This is a genomic window from Vineibacter terrae (genome assembly GCF_008039615.1).
Classification (GTDB): Bacteria; Pseudomonadota; Alphaproteobacteria; order Reyranellales; family Reyranellaceae; genus Vineibacter; species Vineibacter terrae.
The window spans coordinates 44,734-69,305 of record NZ_VDUZ01000018.1 but is presented as its reverse complement, the minus strand read 5'-3'; the positions used below and the strand labels follow the sequence as shown (position 1 = coordinate 69,305).

Here is a 24,572-nt window from a genome sequence, read left to right as displayed (position 1 = left end):
GATGTCCGCCGCCTTCGCCTATGTCTCCGATGCGCAGGGCGGCGGCGACGCCGACGGCTGGCGCCAGCGGCTGGGCGCCGCGCTGGGCGAGGCAATCGACCTGCGCGCCTGGCCGGACATCGGCGATGCGCAGGACATCGCGATCGCGCTGGCCTGGAAGCCGCCGCCTGGTGCGCTGGCACGCCTGCCCAACCTGCGCCTGATCGTCTCGACGGGCATGGGCGTCGACCACCTGCTGGTCGATCCGGCGCTGCCGGACGTGCCCATCGTGCGGGTCATCGATCCCGGCCTGGTCGGACAGATGGCCGAGTACGCGATCTACTGGACGCTGCACCATCACCGCGACATGGAAGCCTACGGCACGCAGCAGCGCCAGCGGCGCTGGCACGAGGTGCCGTTCACCGACACCGCCACCCGCCGCGTCGGCGTCATGGGCCTGGGCGAGATCGGCGCCGACACCGCAAGCAAGATCGCGGGGCTGGGCTTCGCCACGGCCGGCTGGAGCCGCTCGCCGCGCGCCATCGACGGCATCGAATGCTTCAGCGGCGCCGCCGGGCTCACGGCCTTCCTGCAGCGCACCGACATCCTGATCGACGTGCTGCCGATGACACCGCAGACCGCCGGCATGCTGGACGCGCGCGCGTTCACCCTGCTGCCTCGGGGCGCCTTCTTTATCAACATGGCGCGCGGTGGGCATGTGGTCGACGACGACCTCATCGCGGCGCTGGACAGCGGCCATCTCGCCGGCGCGGCGCTCGACGTCTTCCACGCCGAGCCGCTGCCGGCCGACCATCCGTTCTGGACGCACCCGAAGATCAAGGTGACGCCGCATATCGCCGGGCCGACCAATCCGCGCACCGCAGCCGAAAGCGTGGCCCAGAACGTGCGTCGCCTGCGCGCCGGCGCGGCGCTCGTCAACCTGATCGACCGGAATGCCGGCTATTGACATGGACATCACGGTCATCGTGCCGACCTACAAGCGGCCCGACGATCTGCGGCAATGCCTGGACGCGCTGAAGCGGCAGACGTTGCCGGCCGCGCGCGTCAATGTCGTGCGCCGCGACAGCGACAGCGCCACGGCCGCGCTGCTGGCCGGCTACGACGCCGGCGGCCTGGCGATGCAGGTGCACGTCGTGGACGTGCCCGGCGTCGTGGCGGCGCTGAACATCGGCCTGGAGCATGCCGTCGGCGAGGCCGTGGCCATGACCGATGACGACGCGGCGCCGCATCCCGACTGGCTGGAGCGCATCGCGGGCCACTTCCAGGCCGATGCACGCGTGGGCGGCGTCGGCGGCCGCGACCGCATCTTCCAGGACAACCGCAAGGACGACTGGCCGCCGCGGACCCGTGTCGGCGTCAGCACCTGGTACGGCCGTGTCGAGGGCAACCACAATTGCGGCGTCGGACCGGCGCGCGAGGTCGAAGCGCTGAAGGGCGTCTGCATGGCCTTCCGTCGCCGCGCCATAGGCGCGCTGCGCTTCGACCGGCGCCTGCGCGGCCGGGGAGCGCAAGTCGCCAACGAAGCGCTGTTCGGCGGCGCCATCCGGCTGGCCGGCTGGACCCTGGTCTACGACCCGGCCGTGCTGGTCGACCACTATCCTTCGGTGCGTCCGGACTCCGATCAGCGCAACCAGCTCGATCAGGGTGCCTTGCGCGACCTGATCCACAACGCGACCCTGGGGCACCTCGAGTACTGGCCGGCGCACCGCGCCGCGGCGATCATGCTGTACCAGCTCCTGTGGGGCAGCCGCCTTTCGCCCGGCGTCGCGGCAGCGCTCGTCTACACCCTGCGCGGCGACAAGCTGGCGCTTGCCGCCTTGCGCGAGGTGGTGATGGGCACGCTGGCCGGCATCTGCACCTGTTGGCGCACCCGCCGCGCCGATGTCGCGCCGCGGCGGGCGGTTCCGTTCGGGGTGCAGCGATGACAAGGGTCGGGCCGCGCCACTCCAGCGGCGCTCATCCGACCGATTGCCATGAGCGTCGCTGGAGCGACGCGGCCCGGCCCTTGCGTCACCGCCGGGGTGGGTATTTCGCCGCCAGCATGCCGTAGATCGCGCGCGCGCCCATGGCCTCGCCGCCTTCGGGACGGCCGGGCTGGCTGGTCTGGTTCCAGGCCATGGTGTCGATATGCGCCCAGGGCACGGAGTCGGGCACGAAAGTCTGAAGGAACAAGGCGGCGGTAATGGCGCCGCCGAACGGCGACTGGCCGGCGTTGTTGATGTCGGCCACCTTGCTGTCGAGGAAGCGGCGATAGCCGCGCCACAGCGGCAGGCGCCACAGCGGATCCTCGCGTTCCTTGGCGGCTTTGAGCAAGGAGTCGGCCAACTCGTCGTCGTTGCTGAACAGCGCCGGCACGTCGGGCCCCAGGGCGACGCGCGCAGCCCCCGTCAGGGTCGCAACGTCGATGATCAGCGCCGGCTCCTCCCGCGCCGCCTCGGCCAGTGCGTCGCACAGGATCAGGCGGCCTTCGGCGTCGGTGTTGCCGATCTCGACCGTGACGCCCTTGCGCGACTTGATGACATCGAGCGGCCGGAAGGCGTTGCCGGAGACGCTGTTCTCGACCGCCGGAATCAGCACGCGCAGGCGCACATTCAGGCGCGCCGCCATCACCATGGCAGCGGCGGCCAGCACCGTGGCCGCGCCGCCCATATCCTTCTTCATCATCAGCATGCCGGACGCAGGCTTCAGGTCGAGGCCGCCCGAGTCGAAGCAGACCCCCTTGCCGACCAGCGTGACCTTGGGCGCGCTCGGCCGGCCCCAGACGATGTCGACCAGGCGTGGTGCGCGTGTCGAGGCGCGGCCAACGGCATGGATCACGGGATAGTTGCGACGCAGCAGCTCGTTGCCGGCGATGACCGAGAAGCGCGCCCGATGCCGGCGCGCCAGCTGCCGGGCCGCCGCGGCGAGCTCCGCCGGCCCCATGTCGTTGGACGGCGTCGTGATCAGGTCGCGCGCCAGGCAGATGCCGTTCACCGTGCGCTCGACGGCGCCGCGGTCGCATTTCGCGGGCCAAACCAGCCGCGGCTGCGACTTGACGTCGCCACGGTACCGCGTGAACCGCCATGATCCGAGCGCGAAGGCGATGCAGGCATCGGCGGTCGAGACCGGGGCGGTGTCGCCGACGAGGCAATAGTCGCCGGCCGGCAGCTTGCCTGCCAGCGCGCCATAATCCCACATCGTCGACGTGGCCGAGCGCACCAGGACTGCGAGCTGGGCGCGGCCCTCGTCGCCGGGCAGCAGCGCGAAATCGCCCGACTTGCCGCTGATACCCGACGCCTGCAACCATGTCCGCGCCGGCGCCGATTGCCGCTTCAGCCATGCCGTCCAGTCGGATGGTGCCACGACCGCCACGGGGACAGCAGCGGGCGCACGGTCGAGAAACGGCAGCGACACGGTATCCTCCGTGTTGTTATGTTCGGCGACGAACCCCCAGCATGATCGGGAATCGGTCGCGCTGGCAATGTGCAAAGTCGCGGCGAGGACGTGATGAGCGAATTCACCCTGGTGATCGGCAACAAGAACTATTCGTCGTGGTCGTTGCGCGGCTGGCTGGTCTGCAAGGCGGCCGGAATCGATTTCGAGGAAGTTCTCGTGCGGCTTTATGAACCGGACAGCAAGACGCAGGTGGCGCGCTATTCGCCATCCGGCCTGCTGCCGGTGCTGACCCATGGTGGCCTGTCGATCTGGGATTCACTGTCGATCGGCGAGTACCTGCACGAGCTGAGGCCCGAAGCCAAGTTATGGCCGGAGGCCGCGGCAGCGCGCGCGGTCGCGCGCTCCGTTGCAGCCGAGATGCATTCAAGCTTCGCCGAGCTGCGCCGCGAGATGCCGATGAACATCCGCGCCTCCTTTCCCGGTCACGGCCACACCCCGGAGGTGCTGGCCCAGGTGCAGCGCATCGTCGGCATGTGGCTTGACTGCCGCAAGCGCTTCGCCGGCTCCTCGCCCCGCGACGACGGTTTCCTGTTCGGCACGTTCGGCGTCGCCGACGCCATGTTCGCGCCGATCGTCACCCGCTTCCGCACCTATGGCGTCAAGCTCGACAGCGAGGCGCAACGCTACAGCGATGCGGTGATGGGGCACGACGCCATGAAGGAATGGTGCGACGCCGCCCGTCACGAGCCCTGGCTGGTCGCCGAGTACGAGTTCCGGTGATCTGGTCGGGCCGCGCCGCTCCAGCGGCGTCTTGCTGTGGTTGATGTGGCTTGGCCTTGCCGGCGACCATGATGCGCCGCTGGAGCGGCGCGGCCCGGCCTCAATCCTTGATCAGGCCGCGCTCCTTGTAGAAGCGGGTCGCGCCGGGATGCAGCGGCACGGTGAGGCCATCGAGCGCTGTCTCCACCCGGATCGCGGCGGCGCTCGGCGAGCCGCGGTCGAGCCGGCCGCGCATGGCGGGATGGAACAACGCCCGCAAGCTGCCATAGACGATGTCGGGATCGACGCGCTCGGCCACCAGCCACTGCGCGTTGACCGCAATCGAGGGATGCGCGTCGATGCCGTCGTAGAGGCCGGCCGCGACCGTGGTCTCGGTGATGTCGGGCTGGGTCTCGCGCATGCGCTCGACGACCGGCGCCGGCACCGGCAGCAGGTCGATGGGCGATTGCTGCGCCATCGCGCTCAGCAGCGGCGCCGGCTGGCCGGCGATCATGATGAAGGCATCGATCGTGCCCTCGCGCAGCCGGCCGCTGGCCGCCTGCGGCGACAGGTAGAGCGCATCGATGTCCCGCCGGCCCACGCCGAAGGCCGACAGCAGCCGCTGCGAGATCGACAGCGCGCCAGACTCGCGCTCGCCCAGCGAAACGGTGTGGCCCCGCAGATCGGCGATGCTCTCCAGGCCGGAGCCGCGCCGGATCACCACGTGGACGGTCTCCGGAAAAAGATTCGCCATCGCGCGCAGCCCGCTGAGCGCGCGGCCGGTGAACGCGTCCTCGCCCTTATAGGCCGCTAACGCGACATCGGCCTGGGCCAGGCCGGACTCCATGCTGCCATCAGCAATCTTGCGCAAATTCTCGACCGAGCCCTGGGTCGCGAGCGCGTCGGCCACCAGGCCGGGCACGCCGCAATTGCCGCCGGCTTCGCAGGGACGGCCGCCGGGCGGATTGCTGATGGCGGTGGCGATCAGGCCGGCCACCGGAAAATAGGTGCCGCCGATCGGCCCGGCCCCGATCAGAAAGTGGTGCTCGACCACCGGCTGCGCGCGCAGGGGCGCACCGTATGGCACGGTGGCGGCAAGGGTCGAAGCGAAGAAGTGACGACGGCTGAACACGGACGGCCTCTGCGGCACGCAACGCGGCGGCACCGTACATCGCGGCGACGGCAAGGACAACGCGTTCAGCCACTGCATATACCGCATGCCGATCACATGGCCGTGCCGGAACGCCACGAAACCGCCCTGCGCCGGCCACGCTGCTGCTTCAAGAGTAGGCTCATCACCTGTCCCGCTTGGCGATCCCGCGACACCAGGCCACCGGCGATCGCCGTGGTTTCAACACGCGCCCTACCAGACACCGAAAAAGATGCCGTGCTTCTTGTGGCTGGCGGTGCGGGCCTCGACATAGGCATCGTCGACCGTCACCCGCGTCTTGCGCCCGCGCATCCAGTCGAACAGGCGGGCCTGCATCTCATCGCGCACCTGAGCGTAGCCGGGATCGCGGCCGCGATCGGCCATCTCGTGCGGGTCTTCGACAAGGTCGAACAGCTGCGGCGGGAAATCCAGCCACCAGACATATTTCCAGCGCTCGGTGCGGACCATGAAGGCGCGGCAGTCGCGCGGGTGGCGGCCCAGCAGGCGGCGCGCCTCGCGGAAGGCGTAGTCCAGCTCCGAGAAGACCGCGTCGCGCCAGGCCGGCGCCGCCGCGCCCGGCCGCGTCAGCGGCAGCAGCGAGCGCCCTTCGATGAGATGGCGCGCCGGCGGCAGGCCGAGCGCGTCCAGGACGGTGGGCAGGACATCGACGCCTTCCACGAAGCGCCGGTCGACCGTGCCGCGCGCCGCCGCGGCCGCCGGGTCGGGATCGACCAGGATGAACGGCACCCTCACCGCCTCCTCGTAGAAGATCTCCTTCTCGCCCAGCCAATGGTCGCCCAGGAAATCGCCGTGGTCGGCGGTGAAGACGATCAAGGTGTCGTCGAAGCGGCCGAGGCGCTCCATGGCCGCGAACAGGCGGCCCAGGTGATCGTCGATCTGCGCGATCAACCCCATATAGGTGGGCCGCACCGTCGCGGGGCCATCGGGACGGCTGAAGCTCACCGACTCTTCGTGCTGGCGATAGGCCGCCAGCACCGGATGCTGGTCCTCGAGCTCGGCGGCGCTACGGTTCGGCACCAGGCAATCCTGCGGCCCGTAGAGCGCGTGATACGGCGCCGGCGCCATATAGGGCCAATGCGGCTTGACGTAGCTCAGGTGCAGGAACCAGGGCTTGTCGCCCTGCGCCTCGATGAAGCGCAGCGCCTGGTCGGTCATATAGGCGGTCTCGGAGTGCGCCTCCTGCACGCGGGCGGGCAGCCGCGCGTTGCGCATGTGCCAGCCCGACAGGGTCTCGCCATCAGGACCATCGGCGGCGATCACGAACTCGCTCCACGGGTCATCCGCGCGGTAGCCGTGCCGGCGCAGGAAGGCCGGGTAGCCGCTCTCGCCGCCGGGCGGCGAATGACCGTCATAGCGGTCGAGCTCCTCGAAGCCGCCTTGGCGCAGCAAGGTGGCGAACGCCGAGCCGGCCTCGATGCCGTAGCGCTCCAGCCCGTCCAGGTCGGGCAGCACATGCGTCTTGCCCGCCAGCGCGACGCGCATTCCGGCGGGCCGCAGGTAGTCACCGATCGTCTTCTCGCGCACGCTCAGCGGCACGCGGTTCCATGTCGCGCCATGGCTGAACATGTAGCGGCCGGTGTAGAACGACATGCGCGAGGGTCCGCACACCGCCGACTGCACATAGGCACGCGGGAACAGCACGCCCCGGCGCGCCAGCGCGTCGATGTTGGGTGTCTTCAGATGCGGGTGGCCGGCGCACGACAGGTGATCGGCGCGCAGCTGGTCGCACATGATGAAGAGGACGTTGCGAACGGCGCGCATGGGATCCAGGGAACCAAGTGTCAGGGACGATCATGAGCATAGCGCCATTGCCCGATCCCTGATACCGATCCGGAATGGCCGGCCTCGCCTCCCGCATTCTCGACTACTGGTTCCTGCCGCCGGATGATCCGGGCCATGGCCGCGACCGTGCCATGTGGTTCAACGGCACGCCGGCCATCGATGCGGATATCGCCCGCCGCTTCGGGGCCGATATCGAGAAGGCGCTGCATGGCCGCCTGAACCATCTGGCGTCGTCGCCGCGCGGCGCGCTGGCGCTGTGCCTGCTGCTGGACCAGATGACGCGCAATGTGTTCCGCGGCAGCCCGCGCGCCTTCTCCGGCGACGCCCGCGCCCGGCGTGTCGCCCGGTCCGCGGTGGTGCGCGGCTTCGACCAGCGCCTGCCGCCCTATCAGCGCGCCTTCCTGTACATGCCGTTCCACCACAGCGAGTCGCGCGGCGATCAGAATCGCTGCGTCGGGTTGCTGTGGCCGGTGAGCCGGCCGGGCGCCTTCAAATATGCCGTCGGGCATCGCGACATCGTGGTGCGCTTCGGACGGTTCCCGCACCGCAACGCGGCGCTGGGCCGGATGGACACCCTCGGCGAAGCGGCCTATCTGAGCGCGCCGCACGAGCGCTACGGCCAGTAGTCCCGTCACGCCGCCGCGAGCGTGCGCTGGTAGAGGTCGAACATCGGGCGGCCGAAGCAGCAGAAGATGAGCCGCTCGATCGAGCCCTCGGCCTTCAGGTAGGCACCGGCTTCGGTCATCGCGACGCGGGTGGCCCCCTCCCAGGGATAGCCGTAGACGCCGGTGCTGATCGCGGGAAAGGCGATCGAGCGCAGCCGGTGCGCATCGGCCAGCGCCAGCGACGTCTGATAGCACGACGCCAGCAGCGCGGCCTCGCCATGGCTGCCGCCGCGCCATATCGGGCCGACGGTGTGGATGACATACCGCGCCTTCAGGTCATGGCCGTCGGTGATCTTCGCCTGGCCGGTGAGGCAGCCATCGAGCGCGCGGCATTGCGCCAGCAGCCCTGGCCCGGCGGCACGGTGGATGGCGCCGTCGACACCGCCACCGCCCAGCAGCGTCTCGTTGGCCGCGTTCACGATGGCATCGACATCGAGCGCGGTGATGTCGCCTTCGACGATTTCAACATGCTCCTTCCATGTCATCATCGCTGCCTCCATTGCCGTCAGCCCTGCGCCCCCCGCGACGGCGGCTTCAGGGCGGCGCGCATATCCAGCCACACTTTGCTTGTCATGCATCACCTCCGCGGCAACCATTCCGCCGTGCGCGAACGTCGCGGTTGAGCCCCCGGAAATCGGCACTACATTGGAGCAGGCAACAGAAAAGAAGGAGCAAGAAATGGCTGCTGTCAGCCTGGGGCTGTCCGACAACGCCCGCAAGCAGGTCGCCGAGTCGCTGGGGCCGATTCTGGCCGACCACTACCTGCTGGCGCTGAAGACGCACAACTTCCATTGGAACGTGACGGGACCGAACTTCCAGGGGCTGCATACCCTGTTCGGTGGCCAGTACGAGGCGCTGCACGCCGCCGTCGACGAGATCGCCGAGCGGATCCGCACGCTGGGCTATCCGGCACCGGGCGGCTTCGCGGTCTACGGCAAGATCGCGACTCTGACGGAAGCCAAAGGCGGCGAGAGCTGGAGCCAGATGTGCGAGCAGCTGGCGGCCGACAACGACAGCCTGGTGCAGCGCTGCCGCGTGGCGCGCGAGCTTGCCGAGAGTCTGGGCGATGCCGAGAGCGGCGACCTCATGATCGAGCGGATGGATGCGCTCGCCAAGGCGGCCTGGATGCTGCGCAGCCACGTCGGCTGAGCCGGCGCGACGGCAAAAGAAAAGGCCGGCATCCGCCGGCCTTTTTGTTTGCGCGCATCCAAGCGCGGCATCACCAGTAGCGCACCGGCCCGGTGTCGAGGTGCACGAAGCCTGAACGCGGGTAGTAGCCGACGCCGCCGAGGCCCAGCGCGCGCGCCGCCTCGCGGATCTGGTACGGCGAGAAGCCCGGCAGCTTCACGTCCATCGCCTGGCCGCGCATGTGCAGGCTGTCGGAGGCCACGCCGCGGCTGGCGCTGGCCAGCCAGGCATTGGTCTCCGGCGAGCGATAGGCCGACAGCACCTGGTAGGGGCCGTCCGTGCCCAGGTTGCGCTGCACGTGCCACAGCACGTCGAACAGCTGCGGGTCCATCTGGACCTGATCGCCGTTGCGCGAATCGCGCAGGAACGCGTTCACCTTGTCGAGCTCGGACTGCACATAGCGGCCGTCGCGCCGGTAGGTGACCGTGACCGATTCCTGGGTGTTGACGGAATAGAACGACAGCGTCCGCGGGCTGCCGTCATCGGGCGGCGGCGGCAGCTTCTCCTGCGGCGGAGCATAGAGCGAAGGCATCACCGGCACGGCGCCGAAGCGCGTGCTGCGCAGCGTCGAGGGCGCCCGCGAGCTGATCGCCCGCCCGCCATTGGCCCGCGCCACCGGCCCGCGCGCGACCTGCCGCGCCGCCACCTGCTGGCCCGGCTTGCCGACAGCGGTTTTCGATCCCGTCGTCTTCGCGACCGTCGCCGGGCGGGTGGCCGTGCCCTTGACGTTGCGGGAAGCGGCCACAGGCTTGGTGACCGGCTTCTGCGCCGTCGCGACCGCCCGCTTGGCTGTGACCTTTTTGGGGGGAGCTTGCTTCACCGCCGGCGGCAATGCCGTCGACTGCGCCATTCCGGAAGAAACGATCGACATGCCGACACCGAACGCCAGCAACGCCGTTACAAACTTTGCGGCCGTCATGAACGCTTCACTCCGCTGCGGGGGAGGTGTTGCAGAAATGCAACGGCAGTTTTAACGCCCAATAGCTTGATAGCAAACCTTTTTTTGCCTTTTAAGATGAGCGCTCATTTCCTGAGAACAATCATTCAAGTGAACAAAGATTTTTTGGTGACCGGGCCGATGGCCACGATTTCCGTGAGAAAATTCCCATGAATGGAGCCCGTGCGTCCCTCGCAGGCGATCCTCGCTGCGCTGACAGGCGCATCAGCGACCAGACATGGACGGGAGCGCCAGCTTCCAGCCGGCATCGGCGCGAAGCGCCGAAATCATGAACCGGCTGGAAGCCGGCGCTCCCACATGAGCTAGCCGCGCCGCTGCGCGGCCACGCTCTCGATCTCCTGGCGCATGTCAGGACGGGCAGCCAGCAGGCGGCGGAAATCACGCGCGTCGAGCCGCAGCAGATGGCAGACGCCTTTGGCGACGACATCGGCGTTGCGCGGCTTGTGCTCCAGCAGCGCCACCTCGCCGAAGAAGGCGCCTTCACCCAGCTCGACGTCGCCCATCGCCAGCTTCACCTGCGCGACCCCGGCAGCGATGAAGTACATCGCATCGCCGCGCTCGCCGCGGGTGACGATCTTCTGCCCCGGCAGCACGACGCGGGCGCGCAGCAGCCTGCCGACCGCCGAGACCTCGCCGGCCGCCAAGCCCGCGAACAGCGGCACGCGCTCGACCATCGCGGTGAGCTTGAGGCCCAGCCGCAACGGCGGACGACGCGCTGCCTCGGCACGGCGCTCCTGCAGGGCATGCTGCAGGTCGCGATAGACCTCCTGGCTGATGGCGAAGTTGCGGCGCTGGCGGTCGTATTCCGCCGACTCGAGGCGGATCGCGATGCGCTGCAAGTGCTGGGCGCGAATGGTGTCGGCATAGTCACCGTACTGCAGCGACAATGCCTTGAGCGCGCCATCGATGCCCTGCAGCCGCTCGTCGAGCAGCGCGTGCAGCTTGTCGGCGACCGGCTCGCCCAGCAGGTCCGCCATGTCGGCGCGGTTGAAGTCGATCAGCTCGTGCATCACGCTGCGCTCGACCAATAGAGTCTCGAAGCGATCGGCTAGGCGGTCGGCAAGCGGCCTCTCCAGGCCGAAGGTCTGGTGCAGCCACAGCGCGATGCGAAAACCGCGATCGAGCATGACGTCCTGCTGCAGCGCCAGCGCGTAGCCGGCGACGCCATCGGTCTGCACTTGGTCGATCAGCCGGTCGGCGTCGACCACCAGCATGGTGGCGATGTGCCGTGAGATCGACTGCTGGCCGAAGCGCCAGAGATAGAGCTCGCGCTCGCGGGCGCAGAGCGTGCGCAACCCGTAGGCGATCCGCTTGTCCATCGGCAGGGCGATGTCGCCCCCCGCCGACATCGCGGCATCGCCGGCTTCCAGGTGCGGCAGGCGCTGCGCGATGTCGGCGTCGGCGCCATAGACCTTGGCGACGTCGCGCACCTGCGCCGCCACCGATGCCCAGGACAGCAGCAGCACCCGGTCGCGCAGGGCCTTGTCGGTCTCGTCGAGCTCGTTCAGGCGGAAGAAGCGCATCAGCGGTCGCAGGGTGGGCGCGTTGATGAACAGGGTGGCAAGCACGAACAGCGTGGCGATGATGGCCACGAAATCGCGGACGTCCTGCGGCAGCCTGTCATTGCCGTAGGCCACCAGGGCCAGCGCCACAGTCACGGCGCCGCGCAGGCCGCCCCAGACGATCATGGTCTTGTAGCGGCGGTCGACAGGCTGTACGCGGCCGAAGAACTCGAGCACCGGCAGCAGCCCGAACAGCACCAGGGCACGGGCGCCGAAGGCGGCGATGTAGAGCGCCGCGACGGCGACGAGGTGCCACCAGCGGATGCCGGCCAGGACCCGCACCGCCACGATGGCGGCCAGCAGGAAGATCAGGGAGTTGGCCCAGAATTCGAGCTGGTGCCAGGTATGGCGCAATGCTTCCCACTGGTGCGGCTGCAGGCGCGTCGGCCCCAGCGTCGCCAGGGTCAGCGCCGCCACCACGACGGCCACCACGCCGGATACGTGCAGGTACTGGTCGCCCAGGATGTAGGCGACATAGGCGAGGCCGACGGTGACGGAGGCCAGGCCGGTGATCGAGCCGCCGAGGCGCGTGACGATGAACAGCGCCACATGGGCCAGCACGATGCCCAGCATGATGCCGCCCACGAACTCGCGCAGGAAGTCGAGCCCCGGAGCGGCCGCGTCCGGCACGATGTGATGCACCAGCACGTCGATCAGGATGGTGAAGGTGGCGATGGCCGCGGCGTCGTTGAACAGCGCTTCGCCCTCGGCGAGGATCGACAGGCGCTTGGGCGCGCCGACCTCGCGCAGGATGCCGATGACGGCCGCCGGGTCGGTGGTCGAGACAATGGCGCCGAGCAGCAGGCAGACGAAAATATCGATGCCCGTCACGGCGTGGACAACACCGCCCACCACCCCGATGCAGACGAACACGGCCACGATCGCCAGCAGCAGCACCGCCGACATCTCGTCGAACAGACGGCGCACGTCGATGGTCAGGCCGGCGGTGAACAGCAGTGGCGGCAGGAAGATGTAGAGGAATGCCGCAGGACTGACGCCGACCGCGGTCAACCCTTCGAAGAAATCACCGAGCAGGCCGAACCGCTCGGTCTCACCGACCAGCCACGCCCCGGTGACGCCGAGCGCGATACCCAGGACAGCCAGCAGCACGGTGTGGGGGATGCGCAGGCGCTCGGCCACCGGCAGCAGCACGCTGACCAGCACCAATGCCAGCGCGATCGCCAATATCGCGACGACAATTTCCGTCAAGCAGCCCTCGTGCGTCGCCGTGCCGACGACGCGCGCCGGCTTCCCCTAGTCGTCGGCGCGCGCCAGGTTGCCCGCACGCCACTCGCCCGACGACATGCGGCCATCGGGTGCAACGGAGACACCGTAGCCGTCAGCGACGCCATCGACAAACGTTCCGTGAAAGCGTCTGCCGTCGGGCGCCGTGAGCGTGCCGGGGCCGTGGCGCTTGCCGCCGCGGAAGCCACCCTCGTAGCGCCAGCCCGAGGACGTCGTCTCGACACCCGGGCCTTCCAGCACGCCGTTCTGCCACATGCCGGCGAGCGTGGTCGTCTCGCGCCCGTCACCCAGCACCCGCACCCCTGCACCCTGCGGCTGGCCGCCCTTCACCTCGCCGAAATAGCGCTCGTCGGGCCCCAGCTTGAACATGCCGACGCCATCGGGCATCCCGTTGCGCCACTCGCCTTCGTAGCCGCGGCCATCGCTGGCCTGCAGGACACCCAGGCCATCGAGACGATCGGCCTTCCAGTCGCCGGCCTGGTGCTCGCCGCCGCGCAGCTCGGCCACGCCCAGGCCGCCGCGCCGGCCGTCGGCGAGCTGGCCGGCATAGCTCGAGCCATCGTCGAAGGTCAGATGCTCGACCGCCGCGAGGTCGGGCTTGCCGGCCTCGGCGGCCCGGATCCGGGCATCGCCGGCGCGCGCCTGGGCGCGCCGCTGGGCCTGCGCCGCAAGATCGGCTGCCGCCTTCGCCTGGGTGGCAGCCTGGAGCGTCGTTTCCATCACCCTGTCGCGCCCGGCCTTGGCCGTGGCCGACACCGGCGCAGCAGCCGGCGGCGGCGCATCGCCGCGACGCAGCAGGTCATCGATCGACCCGATCTGACCCGGGGGCGGTTCCGGGTTGGCCGGCGGCCGCAGCGGCACCGGGTCGCCCTTGGACTCCGGCATGTGCCTACCGGGGGTGCCTGCTGTCCTGGTCGACGGCGGCACGGCAACCGGCGGCGGCGCCGTCGCGCTGGACGGCGGCTTGGCGTCAGGCCGCGGCGGCGCATCGCTGCCGTCCGGCAGCTTCTGCCATGCATAGACGCCGGCCCCCAGCACAGCCGTGGCGACAACAAGGCTCAGCAAGCGGCCCAGCATCCGGCCGGAGCGGCGCGGCGGAACCGGCACCGCCGGCCGCACGCGGTGCGTGTCGTCGGCGCCGCCCAGACGGATCGGCATCACCGCCGCCTTCGCCGCCGCGGCCCGCGGCGCCGGCACGGCCTGGGTCAACGGCGCCGACATCAGGCGCGTGCGGGCGGCGGCCGGCACGTCTTCGGCCGCGGTGTCCGGTTCCGGCGCAACATGGGGTGGCGGCACGCCCATCGCTTCGCGCCAGGCGGCGATCGTCTGCGGCCGATCCTCGGGATGCACGGCCAAGCCGTGATCGATGGCGGCCAGGAACGGCTTGCCGTAACCGGCGATGTCGCCGTCGGCCAAAGGCCGGCACGGATCCTTGCGCACCCGCCCCGGCGCTTCCGGCGGCGGCTCGCCGGTGATGGCGTGCCGCGCCACGGCGGCCAGAGCATAGATGTCGGTCCACGGCCCCTGCTCGGCCTCGGCCTGGTACTGCTCCAGCGGCGCATAGCGCGGGGTGACGATGCTGGTGAGCGTGGCCCCGCCGCGCAGCAGCGCCTGCCGCGCCGCGCCGAAATCGATCAGCACCGGCGTGCCGTCGGCGCGCACGATGACGTTGGATGGCTTGATGTCGCGGTGCAGGAAGCCGGCAGCATGGATCTGCGCCAGCCCGTCCATCAGGCCATCGAGCAGCGCCCGGACCCGGACCGGCGGCAGGCGGCCCGGACCGGCCAGCAAGGCCGCCAGCGGCCGCCCCTCCTCGTATTCCATGACGATGTAGGCCGTGCCGTTGGCCTCGAAGAACCGCAGCACCGGCACGATGTTGACGTGACGGAAACGTGCCAGGGTGCGCGCCTCGTCGAGGAAGCGCTCCAGACCCCAGCGGTAGTCGTCCGCCAGCCGGCGCGTGCGTGGCATCACCGTGGCGCCCTCGACGCGCACGGCGAACTGGGCCGGCAGATACTCCTTCAGCGCGACCTTCTTGCGCAGCGTCGAATCGACGGCGAGGTAGGTGATGCCGAAGCCGCCATGGCCCAGCACCCGCTCGATCCGATATTCGTGCAGCGCGTGGCGCGGCGGCAGGGCGATGGGATAATCGGCGGCGGTCATCACGAAAATAGCCGGTCGAAACAAACGACCGGCATGACGTTACGTTCGACCGAGAATCGGGCGGGAAGAGGGCGCCGGTGCGCTACCCGCACCACAGATGCCAGCTGTTGTCCAGCACGCGCGCTACAGCCGCCTTGAAGCCCACCTGCGAAAACCCGACGCGCAAAATCCACCGAGGTCACTACGGGCGGCGCATGTTAAGGCGACAGCGCCTGTGATTTCCGGGTTTTCTTGGGGTTCTTCATGCCGTTTCACCGCCGTTCGTTCCTTGCCGGCCTCAGCCTGTTGGCTGCTGCGCCCGCGGCCCGGGCACAGTCCTGGCCGGCCAAGCCGATCCGCCTGGTCGTGCCGTACCCGGCCGGCGGCTCCACGGACGTCCTGGCCCGCGTGATTGCCGAGCGGCTGACGGCGACGCTGGGCCAGCAGGTGATCGTCGACAACAAGCCGGGCGCCAGCGGCAACCTGGGCAGCGACCTCGTCGCCAAGGCGCCGGCCGACGGCTACACACTGGTGATGGGCAACAATGCCACCCACGCCACGAACCAGAGCCTGTTCCCGAACCACCCCTACGATGCGGCCAAGGATTTCGCGCCGATCGCCCTGGTGGCGGGGGTCACTCATGTGCTGGTGGTGCACCCCGACGTGCCAGCCACCGACATCCGTGGCTTCGTCGCCTGGGCCAAGGCCCAGGGCGGCAAGGTGAACTATGCCTCGACCGGCAACGGCTCGGCCTCGCATCTGACGATGGAGCTGTTCAAAGGCCTGGCCAAGATCGACCTGACGCATGTGCCGTACAAGGGCACCGCGCCGGCCGTGCAGGACCTGGTCAGCGGCCAGGTGTCGACGAGCTTCCAGACCATGCCGTCGGTGATCGGCCAGATCCGCGCCGGCAAGCTGCGGCCGCTGGCCACCACCGGCAAGGCGCGCGCGCCGGCCCTGCCCGGTGTGCCAACCGTGGCCGAGACGCTGTTCCCCGGCTTCGAATCGGATGCCTGGTTCGCCCTGTTCGCGCCGGCCGGCATGCCGGCCGACATCGTGACCCGGCTCAACGGCGATATCCTGAAGGCCATGGCCCTGCCGGAGGTCAAGGATGTGGCCGCCAAGGCGGGCTTCGAGGTGATCACTTCCTCGCCGGCCGAGCTGGGCACGTTCGTGAGGGCCGAGATCGAGAAGTGGGCGAAGGTCGTGAAGGCGTCGGGCGCGACGGTCGACTGAATCAGCCGTGGGAGGCGCCTCGTGGCCCGTCCCAGCCGGTGGCCCTGACCGCCTCGCGATAGGTCTTGCTCACCGGCACGCGCAGCTCATTGCGCAGCACCAGGGTCAGCTTGCCGGCGGCGCGCTCGACGTCCGCCACGGCGTCCCGCGCCACCCACCACGAGCGATGCACCTGCAGGCCGCTGCCCCCGCCCAGCTCGGCCACCGCGTCGCGCAGGCGCATCAGGATCAGCGTGCTGCCCCGCATCGTGTGCACGCGCGCGTAGTGATCCTCCATCTCCAGGGCCAGCAGGTCGCGCCCCAGCTCCGGCGGCAGGCGGCGCAGGAAGTTCCCGGCCGGCGCGGCCGCGACAGGCAGGGTCGGCGCTTCCTGCGCCGGGCCGGCCGCGGGCGGCGGAGACGGCTCGGCCAGCGGCGATGGCGGCGCCGTGATCTCGGCCGCGCCGGCCCGCGCCTGCAGGCGCAGCTCGACCAGCTGGCCGATGGCGATGGCCAGCACGACGGTCAGCACGGTGGTGTTCATCAGCAGCTCGGGCACGGCCGCGAGCGGCAACGGACGCCGGAACAGGGCCTCGATCGTCCAGGCGATCCCGGCCATGGGCACGCCGCCCAGCACGCCGGCCAATGCCATCCGGCCAGCCACCGGCCAGGCCTGCAGCGGCTCGATCCGGTTGATGGCCATGGCCAGCCCCATCATCAGGAACCAGCCACAGGCCATGCTCAGCGCCCAATAGACCAGGCGGACCGGCAGGGGCAGGTCGACATAGGTGCCGTAGGGACCGATCATCGCCAGCACGATGGCGGCAATCGACATGCACAAAAGCTGGAACGGCAGCGCTTGAAAGAACGTCGATTGGCGCATCGCGAAGCGATCAATGCCGATCTTTGGCGCAAAACACCAGCGCTTCCACGAACTTGCCGTGGCCCCGTCCGCCGCTGGCCGCGCATACCGGCCGGGCTATCCACCGACGCAAGGCGCACCACATGACGACCGCGATCGTTCAGACATTCCTCCATACCCCGGTCTGGGTCTGGGGCCTGCTCGCCCTGGTGCTATGGCTGGGATGGCGCGGCCTGCAGGTGCAGACCGTCGCACCGGTCCGGCTGGCGATCCTGCCCGCGGTGGCGGTCTCGGTGTCGCTGTTCAACGCCATGAGCACGGCCCACCCGGCGCTGTCGGTTCCCGCCTGGCTGCTGGCCGCCTGCCTGGCCGCGCCGCTGGGCGGGCTGATCGCCGCCCGGCGCGGCCTCAGCGTCGCATCCGGCCAGGGCCAGCTGCAGCTGGCTGGCAGCTGGTTCCCCATGGCGCTGGGCCTGTCGATCTTCGTCGTGCGCTACGCCATGGGCGTCGCCGTCGGCCGGCAGCCGTCGCTGGCGGCAGACCTGACCTGGATCGTGGCCGCCGCCGCCATCGGCGGCGCCATTGCCGGCATCGGGCTGGGGTGGCTGGCCAGGCTGTTGCTGCGCTACCGGCGTGCCTTGCGGACCGGCCGGGTGATGGAGGCTGCGTGATGCCGCAGCTCCCGGACGCCGCCGAATTCGAGATCGCGCGCCGCGCCCACCGCCGGCTGGCGATGCTCAAGGCCTTCTACCGCCACCTCGCTGTCTATATCGGCGTCAATGCCCTGCTGCACCTGATCAACCTGGTCAACGGGCACCGCTATTGGGCGATCTGGCCGCTGCTGGGCTGGGGCATCGCGATCACGGTCCAGGCCGCCTCGGCATTCGAGTGGCCGCTGCGCCTGCTGGCGCCGGACTGGGAGCAGCGCAAGCTGCAGCAGCTGATGGCAGCCGAACGGCGGCGGCCCCCCATGGACGGCCCCGCCGGAACCGGCTAACACCGGGCCATGCCTGATACACCTGTCGCTCGCACGGTCTCGTCCGATGCCGTCGCCGCCGCCTATGTGCGCATCAAGCCGCATATCCGCCACACCCCGGCGATCGATCTGCCGGCCGGCGCCTTCGGCCTCGAGCACAAGCTGGCCCTGAAGCTTGAATCGCTGCAGCACAGCGGCTCGTTCAAGGGCCGCGGTGCGTTCCACAAGCTGCTGGTGAGCGCGCCGGGACCGGCCGGCGTGATTGCCGCCTCGGGCGGCAACCATGGCGCCGCCGTGGCCTACGCGGCGCGGGCGCTGGGCCACCGGGCGGAGATCTTCGTGCCCACCATCTCGGCCCCGGCCAAGGTCGAGCGGCTGCGCAGCTACGGCGCCGTCGTGCACCAGGTCGGCGCCGTCTACGCCGAGGCCCGGGCCGCCAGCGAAGCGCGGGCGCAGGAGACCGGGGCGCTCACCGTCGGCGCCTATGACGATCCCGAGGTCTTTGTCGGCGCCGGCACGACGGCGCTGGAGTTCGAGCTGCAGGCGGCCTTCGACACGCTGCTGGTGGCGGTGGGCGGCGGCGGCCTGATCGCCGGCTGCGCGCTGTGGTGCGGCGCGCGGGTGAAGGTGGTGGCGGTCGAGACCGAGGGCACGCCGACCCTGCATGCGGCCCTGGCTGCCGGGCAGCCCGTCGACGTCAACATCAGCGGCCTGGCCGCCGACGCCCTGGGCGCCAGCCGCATCGGCGCACCCAATTTCGAGATCGCCCGCAACCGCGTCGCCCGCAGCGTGCTGGTCAGCGACGACGCCGTGCGCGCGGCGCAGCGCGCCCTGTGGAGCGAGCTGCGCGTCATGGCCGAGCCGGCCGGCGCCACCGGACTGGCCGCGCTGATGTCCGGCGCCTACACCCCGGCAGCGGACGAGAAGGTCGGTGTCCTGGTGTGCGGCGCCAATCTCGATCCGGGATCGCTCGGGTAGCGGCGGCGGAAAGGCGCGGTCGGCATCAACGTCATCCCGAGCGCAGCGAGGGATCTCCCGCGGCAAGACGCACTGCGCGCTATTCACAGGAGATCCCTCGCTGCGCTCGGGATGACAGTGTGCGGCTGGATCACACCCCTCCCTGCGATGCCATCCAACGCGCGACCTGGAGCTCGAACGGGTCGTCGATGTTGACGATCGGGCCATCGACCGGCACGCCGACGCAATCCGCCTCGTCGATCTGCCGCTGGTCCACCACCGTGCGGCGCAGGGCGGCGTAGCAATAGCCGTTGCGGTACCAATAGGGCGGTATGGTCTGGCGGTTCTTGTGCAGGCGCGCGTCGGGCGAGAACGGCGCGATCACCCCGGCCTCGTCCCGCAGCAGCAGCTTGGGCGGCGTGAAGTGCCCCGGCACACGGCTGACGGTGCAGGCCGCCGCGTGGCCGCCCTCGAGCATCGCCCGCAGCGTCGCCTCGACATGCGCCGGCGTGCGGAAGGGGCTGGTCGGCTGCAGGTAGAGCGCGGTGTCGAAGCGCATGCCGTGCTGCGCCTCGGCAGCGAGCCAGGCATGGATCCAGACCTCCACGGCAATGGCCGTGTCGGTCGCCAGCTCCGGCGGGCGCAGGAAGGGCGCGTCGAGCCCGTGCCGGCGCGCTTCGGCCGCGAATTCGGGATCGTCGGTGGTGATCAGCGCCCGGTCGATCCAGGGCAGCGCCTTGATCACCGCAGCGGCACGCGCGATCAGCGACAGGCCCCCGACCTCGGCGATGTTCTTGCGCGGCACACCTTTGCTGCCGCCGCGCGCCGGCACCACCGCCAGAACCGTCCTGCCCTGCCATGCCATGCTGTCGACCCCTTTGCTGGCGGCGCTATGGCATGGACGGTGGCGCGCCTCAAGGATGGCGGTCGAGGAAAATCTTCACGGTCGGCGACCAGACGGCCACGCCGCTGCGCGCAACGAACAGGCTGTGGCCGTCCTGGCCGAATGGCGGCGTCAGCACATAGGTCGCGATGCCGCCGGCATTGCGGTAGGCATCGACCATGCGCCGGCTGAGGGCGGGACCGAAGAACGAGTCGTTCTCGGCGTAGATCCATAAGGACGGCACCCGTGCCGTGCGGCCATACTCGCCGGCCGCGCGCACGAGATTGTCCGGCGCGCAATTGTAGTTGGGCAGGTTGTCGCGCCACCCGCCGCGGCCGCCGGCGAAATTCAGCATCGCCACCACGCCGGGCGGATTGCGGCCGGCATAGGCCAGCGTGGCCCAGCCGCCCGCCGAGTGGCCAGCGATCACGGTGCCGTCCGGCCGCACGAAAGGCTGCTGCCGCATGAAGGCGACAGCAGCCGCGATATCGCGCGCACCTTCGCGGCCGGCGCCCAGGAAGTCGGCATTGTCGCAATGGCCGTACGACTCGTTCTGACGGCCGCCGGTCGCGCCATAGCCACGACGCTGCGGCACCACCACGACGTAGCCGCGCGCCACGAACCAGGGCGCGGCATTGGCGAAGCGCGGCTGCGGCGCGCTCGCCGCGCCGCTGGTCGGCGCCCCGTGGTTGATCACCAGCAGCCGCCGCGGCGTCTCGCCCGGCGGCCGATAGACGATGGTGCGCATCAGCCGGCCGGAGCCGTCATCGGCCGGGATCAGCCAGCGCTGCTCGCGATCCTGTTCGTGCTCCGGCTCCTGCGGGCCCGGCGACTGGCCGAGCGCCGGCACCGCGGCCAGCAGTCCCAGCAGGGCCACGGCCGCGGCCGTGAGACGCGTAGGTGCCGGCGGCCGCATCGCGGCAGCCTAGCACGGCATCAGCCGCGCGGCGGCATCAGCGCGCGGCGCGCGAAATCGGCATACCAGGTGGCAAGCTGCGCGCCGCTGCGGTCGCGCCAGAACTCCGGCACCCGCGGCATCATCAGCGGCGGACTGATGATCCAGCCGGCCGCCGATTTCACATCCTCGACGGCCACGCTGCCGTCGGCGATGCCCTGCGTGACCAGCTTCATCACGCGGCGGCCGAACATCCGCTGGCGCTTGCGCACCTTCTTCAGGTCGTCCGGATGCAGCGAGTTCAGCTCGGAGAACACGGCGCAGGTGCCGAGCTCGGAATTGATGCCTTCGACGTAAGTCCGTACGAACGTCGCGATCCGATCCAGCCCGGTCCCCTCCTGGGTCTCGGCCGCCCGCAGGGCTTCCTCGGCCAGCTCGAAGCCGATCTCGACGCAGCTCAGCAGCACGTCGTTCTTGTTCCTGAAGTAGTAGTAGAAAACCGTCTTGGAGATGCCGAGCTCCAGCGCGACCTCGTCGAGCGACACGTTGTGAAAGCCGCGCTCGTTGAAGGCCCGGCCGGCCTCGCGCAAGATCACGCGACGCTTCAGCCGCTGCTGCTCCTCGGACGATTCGACCTCGCCGTTCCATCTGAGCTTGATCCGGGCCACGTCAGAAGTTCCCTTGCCGCGGCTCATGCGGTGCGACGCCGGGCTGCCGATTACAACCGGGGATCATCGGCCGTCAAACCGCAAGCGCCGTGACAGACCAGCGCATTTCACAGGCTCGTCGGCCAGGTGGCCAGCCGGTGCTGGCCGATACCGCCATGGCTGCGCCGGCGATAGACCTCCAGCATGCGGATGATCCAGGCGCGGGCCTCGCCGGGCCGGATCACGGCGTGCGCCGCGAAGATGCCGGCGAGCTCGAAGGGCGAGTTGCTGACCACCATCTGGTCGACCAGCGCCGCGTAGTCGCCATCGCCGTCGTCGGCGCGGCGGTTGTGAACCACGCTGACGGCCACCGCCGGATCGACGAAGCCCACCTCGCCCGTGGTCATCACCGCCAGCGCATCGGCAACGCCACCGCCCAGGTTCAGATAGGCTTGGCCGTAGCTCTTGCGCACCACGACGGCGATCTTCGGCACCGTCGACAGCGCCAGCGCCCGCAGGTTGTTCATGATCTTGCCGGCGACGCCGTCATGCTCGGCCTGCAGGCCGACCAGGAATCCGGGCGTGTCGGCCAGCAGCACGAGCGGGATGTTGAAGCTGTCGCACAGCACGACGAACTCGGTCATCTTGTTGCAGGACGGACCGTCGATCGCGCCGCCCTTGCGCAGGGGATTGCTGGCGATGAAGCCCACCGGCTGGCCATCCAGCCGCGCCAGGGCGGTATGCAGCGTGCGGCCGTAGCTGTCGCGAAATGGCATCACCGAGCCGATATCGGCCAAGCCTTCGACGAGCTTGCGCGCGTCATAGACCTTGTTGCGCGCCACGGGAACCAGGGCTTCGACCACGGCCGGCGGCGGCGCCTGCACTGGCGCCCGGGCACGCGGTGGCGCCTCGGCGCTGTTGGACGGCAGGTACGACAGGAAGCGCCGCAGAGCATCGATGGCCTGCGCGTCGGTATCGGTCACCAGGTCGATCTGGCCGGTCACGTCGGCATGGACGTCGGCGCCGCCCAGGGCCTCGGGCGTTACCTCCTGGCTCAGCGCCACCGACGTCACCTTGGGGCTCGACACGGAGAAGGCCGCGTCCCGGCGCATCACCGCGAAGTCGGCCAGCACGGTATACCAGGTGCCCATGCCGTAGCACGGGCCAAGCACGGCGCTGGCCCACGGCACGTCACGCACCCGGTTGGTGCTCGACATCTGCCCGATCCGGCCCATGCCGACGGCGCCCTGGATGTCGGGCATGCGCGCGCCCGCCGACTCGATCAGGAATACACAGGGGATGCCGGCGCGCGAGGCGCTGTCCTTCAGGAAGCCGAGCTTGCGGATGTTGATCGCCGCCGACGACGCGCCCAGCGTGGTGAGGTCGAACGAGGCGATGGCGACGTCGCGCCCGTCGACCCGGCCGAAGCCGGTCACGATCCCGTCGGCCGGTGTCCGCTCGCGATCCTCGCTGCGCGCCGAATAGGCGAATTCGCCCATCTCGGCGAAGCTGTCCGGCTCGCACAGCAGCTCGATGCGTTCGCGGGCATTGAGGATGCCCTGGTCGCGTCGGGCCTTGAGCTTGGCCTCGCCGCCCATGGCGCGCACCTTGCGGCGGCGCTGGCCCAGCTCGTCAACGGTCGTCGTGCTGCTCATGCTGCTCTCGTTCCTCAAGCCGCCGATATGCGTGTCAGCCGGTCCCGCTTCAGCACGATGCCGGCCTTCTCGCGATCCCAGGTGTCGGCCGTGACGCCCTCGCTGCGCAGCAGGTGCTTCTGCACCTTCTCGGTCGGCGTGCGCGGCAGGTCAGGAATGATGCGGAAGTAGCGTGGCACCATGAAGTGGGCCAGGCGCGGCCGCAGGAACGCGACCAGGCCCGGGAGGTCGATGACGCGGCCGGCCACCGCGCTCAGCACGGCCATCACCTCGTCCTCGCCGAACTCGCTGGGCACCGCGACCACCGCCACGTCGCGCACGTCCTCGTGGGCGACGATCTCCTTCTCGACCTCGAACGACGAGATGTTCTCACCGCGGCGCCGGATCGCGTCCTTCATGCGGTCGACAAAGAAGAAATTGCCGTCGTCGTCGACCCGGAAGGCGTCGCCGGTATGGAACCAGCCGTTGCGCCAGGCCTTGGCGGTGGCCTCCGGGTTCTTGTGATAGCCGTGATTGAGGGCGAACGGCATGTCGGTGCGGATGATGAGCTCGCCGACCGTGCCGGTCGGCACCTCGCAATCGTTCTCGTCGACGACGCGCACCTCCACGCCGGCGCGCGGCCGGCCGCAGGTGCCGCGGATCGGCGGATGGGGGCCCACGAACAGCGGCGAGGAGGTCTCCGTCATGTTGAAGGCCGTGAACACCTCGACGCCGAAACGGTCGGCGAATTCCTGGTGCTGATCGCTCAGCGGCACCATCACGACCTTCTTCAGCGGATGATCTCGGTCGCCCGGCGAAGGCGGCTCCTTCAGCAGGAACGGCGTCATCGCCCCCAGCAGGATGGTCTGGGTGATGCCGAAGGCGCGGATCTTCGACCAGAACTCGGCGGTCTTGAACGACTCGACCAGAGCGAACGAGCCGCCGCGCATCAGCGCGCCCCAGATCGGGCCGGCACCGCCCATATGGAACATCGGCAGCGTGACCAGGGAGCGGTCCGACGGCGCCGTTGAGGTATTCGAGAGGAACGTGGCGTGGACATGCAGGGACGACGACAGCACGCCCTTGGACGGGCCGGTCGTTCCCGACGTGTAGATCACCGACAGCGTGTCCCAGGGCTCGATGTCGCGCTCCAGCTCCTGCAGCGCGTCGGCCGAAGCCACCAGCGCGCCGGCGTCGAGCGGCCGCAGGCCGGGCACCGGCGCGGCATCACCGCCGACCACGACCACGTCACGCAGGCCGGCGTGCTTCACGCCATCCAGCCGCTCGACGAGCTGGCCGTCCGCGACCATCAGGCTGGCGCCCGAATTGTCGATGACGTGCTCCAGCAGGCCGCCGCGGTAGCCGGTGTTGATCGGCACGTAGACCGCGCCGATATAGTTGAGGCCGAACATCACGCGCATGCAGGCCGCGCCGTTGGGTAGCCAGACCAGCACGAAATCGCCCTGCCGCACGCCCAGGCGCTGCAGCGCGCTGCCGCAGCTGCGTGCCTCCTCACGCAGCCGGCCATAGGTCCACTGCGTGCCGTCGTCGAAGATCGAGAAGACGTCGTCCGGAATCTCCCGGGCGCGCCGGTCGATGAGGTCGCGGATCACGCACTCGTCGCGCGGCGGCATTCTCTTGTCCAACATGCGTCTC

General features: G+C 69.8%; 22 protein-coding genes. 9 read left to right on the top strand and 13 right to left on the bottom strand.

All coding sequences use genetic code 11. The annotated features are described in order from the left end of the window. Nucleotide 1 precedes the first annotated feature (1 nt). Together FHP25_RS16950 and FHP25_RS16945 are read left to right on the top strand one after the other, a co-directional pair. A complete protein-coding gene (locus FHP25_RS16950; RefSeq protein ID WP_147848123.1) occupies nucleotides 2–946 on the top strand; it encodes a 2-hydroxyacid dehydrogenase in 945 nt (314 codons plus the stop codon). 1 nt (nucleotide 947) lies between these two features. Beyond that, nucleotides 948–1,925 carry a glycosyltransferase family 2 protein gene (locus FHP25_RS16945; RefSeq protein ID WP_178133579.1) on the top strand — a complete coding sequence of 326 codons (978 nt, stop codon included), beginning with the start codon at nucleotides 948–950 and terminating at the stop codon, nucleotides 1,923–1,925. 85 nt (nucleotides 1,926–2,010) lie between these two features. Here the strand turns inward: FHP25_RS16945 and FHP25_RS16940 are convergent, their stop codons facing one another. Next, nucleotides 2,011–3,393 carry a leucyl aminopeptidase family protein gene (locus tag FHP25_RS16940; protein ID WP_231712360.1) on the bottom strand — a complete coding sequence of 461 codons (1,383 nt, stop codon included), beginning with the start codon at nucleotides 3,391–3,393 and terminating at the stop codon, nucleotides 2,011–2,013. A 93-nt stretch (nucleotides 3,394–3,486) separates the two neighbouring features. Here FHP25_RS16940 and FHP25_RS16935 point away from each other — a divergent pair, with 93 nt between their 5' ends. After that, on the top strand, nucleotides 3,487–4,155 hold the full coding sequence (locus tag FHP25_RS16935) for a glutathione S-transferase family protein (protein ID WP_147848121.1): 669 nt from the start codon (nucleotides 3,487–3,489) through the stop codon (nucleotides 4,153–4,155). A gap of 100 nt (nucleotides 4,156–4,255) precedes the next feature. Here FHP25_RS16935 and FHP25_RS16930 read toward each other — a convergent pair whose 3' ends face one another. After that, nucleotides 4,256–5,383, bottom strand: coding sequence for a TAXI family TRAP transporter solute-binding subunit (locus FHP25_RS16930; protein ID WP_147848120.1), 1,128 nt, complete (start codon nucleotides 5,381–5,383; stop codon nucleotides 4,256–4,258). Between the two features lie 114 nt (nucleotides 5,384–5,497). Beyond that, nucleotides 5,498–7,066 carry an alkaline phosphatase family protein gene (locus FHP25_RS16925; RefSeq protein ID WP_147848119.1) on the bottom strand — a complete coding sequence of 523 codons (1,569 nt, stop codon included), beginning with the start codon at nucleotides 7,064–7,066 and terminating at the stop codon, nucleotides 5,498–5,500. Between the two features lie 74 nt (nucleotides 7,067–7,140). Between FHP25_RS16925 and FHP25_RS16920 the strand changes: the two genes are divergently transcribed. After that, complete coding sequence (locus FHP25_RS16920; RefSeq protein ID WP_147848118.1) at nucleotides 7,141–7,713, top strand: DUF924 family protein; 573 nt, start codon at nucleotides 7,141–7,143, stop codon at nucleotides 7,711–7,713. Between the two features lie 5 nt (nucleotides 7,714–7,718). Here FHP25_RS16920 and FHP25_RS16915 read toward each other — a convergent pair whose 3' ends face one another. Then, nucleotides 7,719–8,240: an O-acetyl-ADP-ribose deacetylase gene (locus tag FHP25_RS16915; RefSeq protein WP_231712358.1), complete on the bottom strand. Its 522-nt coding sequence runs from the start codon at nucleotides 8,238–8,240 to the stop codon at nucleotides 7,719–7,721. 190 nt (nucleotides 8,241–8,430) lie between these two features. Between FHP25_RS16915 and FHP25_RS16910 the strand changes: the two genes are divergently transcribed. After that, a complete protein-coding gene (locus FHP25_RS16910) occupies nucleotides 8,431–8,901 on the top strand; it encodes a Dps family protein (RefSeq protein ID WP_147848117.1) in 471 nt (156 codons plus the stop codon). 70 nt (nucleotides 8,902–8,971) lie between these two features. Here the strand turns inward: FHP25_RS16910 and FHP25_RS16905 are convergent, their stop codons facing one another. The 3 genes from FHP25_RS16905 to FHP25_RS16895 all read right to left on the bottom strand — a co-directional run bounded on the left by FHP25_RS16905 (nucleotide 8,972) and on the right by FHP25_RS16895 (nucleotide 14,868). Beyond that, on the bottom strand, nucleotides 8,972–9,859 hold the full coding sequence (locus tag FHP25_RS16905) for a DUF882 domain-containing protein (RefSeq protein WP_147848116.1): 888 nt from the start codon (nucleotides 9,857–9,859) through the stop codon (nucleotides 8,972–8,974). 341 nt (nucleotides 9,860–10,200) lie between these two features. Further along, the gene (locus FHP25_RS16900; protein WP_147848115.1) at nucleotides 10,201–12,669 is read right to left on the bottom strand and encodes a cation:proton antiporter; all 2,469 of its coding nucleotides are present in this window, start codon (nucleotides 12,667–12,669) and stop codon (nucleotides 10,201–10,203) included. Nucleotides 12,670–12,714: 45 nt separating this feature from the next. Next, nucleotides 12,715–14,868, bottom strand: a complete 2,154-nt coding sequence (locus FHP25_RS16895) for a protein kinase domain-containing protein (RefSeq protein WP_147848114.1) — start codon at nucleotides 14,866–14,868, stop codon at nucleotides 12,715–12,717. A 243-nt stretch (nucleotides 14,869–15,111) separates the two neighbouring features. Here FHP25_RS16895 and FHP25_RS16890 point away from each other — a divergent pair, with 243 nt between their 5' ends. After that, nucleotides 15,112–16,083: a Bug family tripartite tricarboxylate transporter substrate binding protein gene (locus FHP25_RS16890; RefSeq protein ID WP_147848113.1), complete on the top strand. Its 972-nt coding sequence runs from the start codon at nucleotides 15,112–15,114 to the stop codon at nucleotides 16,081–16,083. A 1-nt stretch (nucleotide 16,084) separates the two neighbouring features. Here the strand turns inward: FHP25_RS16890 and FHP25_RS16885 are convergent, their stop codons facing one another. Further along, nucleotides 16,085–16,897: a LytTR family DNA-binding domain-containing protein gene (locus tag FHP25_RS16885; RefSeq protein ID WP_147848112.1), complete on the bottom strand. Its 813-nt coding sequence runs from the start codon at nucleotides 16,895–16,897 to the stop codon at nucleotides 16,085–16,087. Nucleotides 16,898–17,067: 170 nt separating this feature from the next. Between FHP25_RS16885 and FHP25_RS40825 the strand changes: the two genes are divergently transcribed. From FHP25_RS40825 to FHP25_RS16875, 3 genes are read left to right on the top strand one after another with little or no spacing between them, the layout of a single operon-like run. After that, nucleotides 17,068–17,595 carry a DUF6622 family protein gene (locus FHP25_RS40825; protein WP_178133578.1) on the top strand — a complete coding sequence of 176 codons (528 nt, stop codon included), beginning with the start codon at nucleotides 17,068–17,070 and terminating at the stop codon, nucleotides 17,593–17,595. Further along, nucleotides 17,595–17,921: a 2TM domain-containing protein gene (locus tag FHP25_RS40820; RefSeq protein ID WP_178133577.1), complete on the top strand. Its 327-nt coding sequence runs from the start codon at nucleotides 17,595–17,597 to the stop codon at nucleotides 17,919–17,921. Before FHP25_RS40825 ends, FHP25_RS40820 begins: the two co-directional genes overlap by 1 nt. 9 nt (nucleotides 17,922–17,930) lie before the next feature. Beyond that, on the top strand, nucleotides 17,931–18,878 hold the full coding sequence (locus FHP25_RS16875; protein WP_147848110.1) for a threonine/serine dehydratase: 948 nt from the start codon (nucleotides 17,931–17,933) through the stop codon (nucleotides 18,876–18,878). 130 nt (nucleotides 18,879–19,008) lie between these two features. On the opposite strand, the gene FHP25_RS16870 is transcribed toward FHP25_RS16875, so the two are convergent. From FHP25_RS16870 to FHP25_RS16850, 5 genes are all read right to left on the bottom strand, one after another. Next, nucleotides 19,009–19,722 carry an acylneuraminate cytidylyltransferase family protein gene (locus FHP25_RS16870; RefSeq protein WP_147848109.1) on the bottom strand — a complete coding sequence of 238 codons (714 nt, stop codon included), beginning with the start codon at nucleotides 19,720–19,722 and terminating at the stop codon, nucleotides 19,009–19,011. A 49-nt stretch (nucleotides 19,723–19,771) separates the two neighbouring features. After that, nucleotides 19,772–20,656: an alpha/beta hydrolase family protein gene (locus tag FHP25_RS16865; RefSeq protein WP_147848108.1), complete on the bottom strand. Its 885-nt coding sequence runs from the start codon at nucleotides 20,654–20,656 to the stop codon at nucleotides 19,772–19,774. A 20-nt stretch (nucleotides 20,657–20,676) separates the two neighbouring features. Next, nucleotides 20,677–21,303, bottom strand: a complete 627-nt coding sequence (locus FHP25_RS16860) for a TetR/AcrR family transcriptional regulator (protein ID WP_178133576.1) — start codon at nucleotides 21,301–21,303, stop codon at nucleotides 20,677–20,679. A gap of 107 nt (nucleotides 21,304–21,410) precedes the next feature. After that, nucleotides 21,411–22,937 (bottom strand): acyl-CoA carboxylase subunit beta, encoded by a 1,527-nt coding sequence (locus FHP25_RS16855; RefSeq protein ID WP_147848106.1) that lies wholly within the window; start codon nucleotides 22,935–22,937, stop codon nucleotides 21,411–21,413. 14 nt (nucleotides 22,938–22,951) lie between these two features. Continuing rightward, nucleotides 22,952–24,565 (bottom strand): AMP-binding protein, encoded by a 1,614-nt coding sequence (locus tag FHP25_RS16850; RefSeq protein ID WP_218578418.1) that lies wholly within the window; start codon nucleotides 24,563–24,565, stop codon nucleotides 22,952–22,954. Nucleotides 24,566–24,572 lie beyond the last annotated feature (7 nt).